Annotated in this window: 3 protein-coding genes; 2 read left to right on the forward strand and 1 reads right to left on the reverse strand. The window is 70.0% G+C overall.

Annotation, left to right across the window (positions count from 1 at the left end; genetic code table 11):
• Positions 1 to 37: 37 nt before the first annotated feature.
• Positions 38 to 739: an endonuclease III gene (gene nth, locus WAL33_RS11010; protein ID WP_422181326.1), complete on the reverse strand. Its 702-nt coding sequence runs from the start codon at positions 737 to 739 to the stop codon at positions 38 to 40.
• 82 nt (positions 740 to 821) lie between these two features.
• Here nth and WAL33_RS11015 point away from each other — a divergent pair, with 82 nt between their 5' ends.
• A complete protein-coding gene (locus tag WAL33_RS11015) occupies positions 822 to 1,298 on the forward strand; it encodes a DUF2244 domain-containing protein (RefSeq protein WP_422181328.1) in 477 nt (158 codons plus the stop codon).
• A 148-nt stretch (positions 1,299 to 1,446) separates the two neighbouring features.
• Positions 1,447 to 2,322, forward strand: a complete 876-nt coding sequence (locus WAL33_RS11020; RefSeq protein ID WP_422181330.1) for a methylated-DNA--[protein]-cysteine S-methyltransferase — start codon at positions 1,447 to 1,449, stop codon at positions 2,320 to 2,322.
• Positions 2,323 to 2,348 lie beyond the last annotated feature (26 nt).

Raw genomic sequence — 2,348 nt, forward strand, 5'->3', positions numbered from 1 at the left:
CTCTGGGGGAGGTGGCCCGGAGGGCCGGAGGGGGTCTTCACGCGCCTAAAAACAGCTCCCGCGACGGGCAAAGATCCGAAATCCGGCATATCTCGCACTTCGGCTTCCTCGCCACGCAGACATACCGCCCGTGCAGGATCAGCCAGTGGTGGGCCCGGGTCTTGTAGCGGTCGGGCACGATCCGCATCAGGTCGTCTTCCACGGCGTCCGGCGTCTTGCCGGCCGACAGCTTCAGCCGGTGCGAGACGCGGAACACGTGGGTGTCGACGGCGATGGCCGGCTCGATGTCCAGCTCATTGAGCACCACGCTGGCGGTCTTGCGGCCCACGCCCGGCAGGCTTTCCAAAGCCTGGCGGTTCAGCGGAACCTCGCCGCCGTGACGATCGACCAGGATGCGGGCGGCGGCGATGACGTTCTTGGCCTTGGTGCGGAACAGGCCGATCGAGGCGATGTAGGGGATCAGGCCCTCTTCCCCCAGCTGCAGCATCTTGGCGGCGCTGTCGACCTTGGCGAACAGCGGGCCGGTGGCCTTGTTGACCTGGACGTCGGTGGCCTGGGCCGACAGGGCCACGGCGGTCACCAGGGTGTAGGGATTGGAATAGTGCAGCTCGGTCTTGGGGTGGTCCTCCAGGCTCTCGAACCGTGAGAACAGCACCTCGACCCGCTCGCGCTCGGCCGGCGAGACGCGCTTGGCGGCGGGGCGTTTCCGGGTGAGGGGTTTGCGGGCGGGTGGGGCCATGGGCGGCGACCATGCCGTGATGCGCCAAATTCGCCAAGCCAGGAGCCTCGCCAAGACCCGGGCGCGCGTCTAAATCAGCGTCATGGCCGCGCCGCTGTACATGGACGCCGTGATCAAGCCGAACCGCTCGATGAGCCGGCGCGGCCTGTATGTCGTGCTGGGCGTGATGATCGCCTTCAACCTGATGGTCGCGATGTTCCTGTTGGTGGTCGGCGCGCCGCCGGTGCTGCCGTTCCTGGGGCTGGACGTCCTGGCCGTCGGCCTGGCCCTGCGCGCCAGCTTCCGGGCCGCCGAGCGGTCCGAGCGAGTGCGGGTCACGGCCGAGGCGGTGACGGTCAGCCGCGAGGACGAGAAGGGCGCGCGGGTGATCTGGACCTCGCCGACCGCCTTCACCCGCGTGGGGGTCGATCAGCCGGGCGAGCACGAGACCCGGGTGCGGCTGATGATGTCGCGCAAGCGCCTGACCCTGGGCCGGGCGCTGAGCCCGCCCGAACGGGTGGATTTCGCCCGGGCGCTGGAACGGGCGATCCTACGGGCGCGATCCGAACGGCACGCCTGAGGGGCCGCCCTCGTCCTTCGACAAGCTCAGGATGAGGACGAATGCAAAGGCGGCTCAATAGAACCTCATCCTGAGCTTGTCGAAGGACGAGGTTCGCAGCCGCAAGAACCGGGCGGACGGCGTTCGCCCGAAGCACTATCTTCTCCCCATGGCCCTCGATATCTCGCCCTCGCAAGCCTTCGCCCACCTGTCCGAGCGGTCGGCCGACTATGACCGCATGGCCAAGGCCCTGGCGTGGCTGGCCGACCGTTGGCAGGAGCGGCCGTCGCTGGACGAGGCCGCCCAGGCCGTCGGCCTGTCGCCGTTCCATTTCCAGCGGGTGTTCAGCCGCTGGGCGGGGGTCAGCCCCAAGACCTTCGTCGCCGCCATCGCCCACGCCGAGGCCCGGCGATCGCTGGAGGAGGGGGCCAGCGTGCTCGACGCGGCCTATGACGCCGGCCTTTCCGGCCCCTCGCGCCTGCACGACCTGTTCATCGCCCAGGAGGCCGTCACCCCCGGCGACGTGCGCCGGCGCGGGGAGGGGATCAACCTGAACTGGGGCTGGGCGCCGACGCCGTACGGCAAGGGCCTGTTCGTCATGGCCCCGCGCGGCCTGGCGGGGCTGGCCTTCTCCGACGGCGACGACGCGGCGACCTTCGACGACATGCATCGGCGCTTTCCCGCCGCCGACTGGCGCCGCGACGACGAAGCGGCGGCGCGCACCGCGATCCACGCCTTCGCCGGCGGCGACCAGCCCCTGCCGGTGGTGTTGATCGGCTCGCCGTTCAACGTCCAGGTCTGGAAAGCCCTGCTGCGCATCCCGCCGGGCCGGACCTCTAGTTATGGCGAGATCGCGGCCTGGGCCGGCAAGCCCAGGGCCTATCAGGCGACCGGCGGGGCGATCGGCGCCAATCCGATCTCGCTGCTGATCCCCTGCCACCGGGCCATCGCCAAGGACGGCCGGTTGACCGGCTATCACTGGGGCCTGGGCCGCAAGGCGGCCATGCTGGGCATGGAGGCTGTGGGGGCGCACGGCGGCGCGTGAAATCCTCGTCCTTCGACAAGCTCAGG

Origin of the sequence: Caulobacter sp., from assembly GCF_049283275.1 — a bacterium.
GTDB lineage: Bacteria > Pseudomonadota > Alphaproteobacteria > Caulobacterales > Caulobacteraceae > Caulobacter.

What these genes read in the sequence shown, in the direction of transcription:
- nth (WP_422181326.1), bottom strand. Translation starts at nt 739, where the DNA reads ATGGCCCCACCCGCCCGCAAACCCCTCACCCGGAAACGCCCCGCCGCC.
- WAL33_RS11015 (WP_422181328.1), top strand. Translation starts at nt 822, where the DNA reads ATGGCCGCGCCGCTGTACATGGACGCCGTGATCAAGCCGAACCGCTCG.
- WAL33_RS11020 (WP_422181330.1), top strand. Translation starts at nt 1,447, where the DNA reads ATGGCCCTCGATATCTCGCCCTCGCAAGCCTTCGCCCACCTGTCCGAG.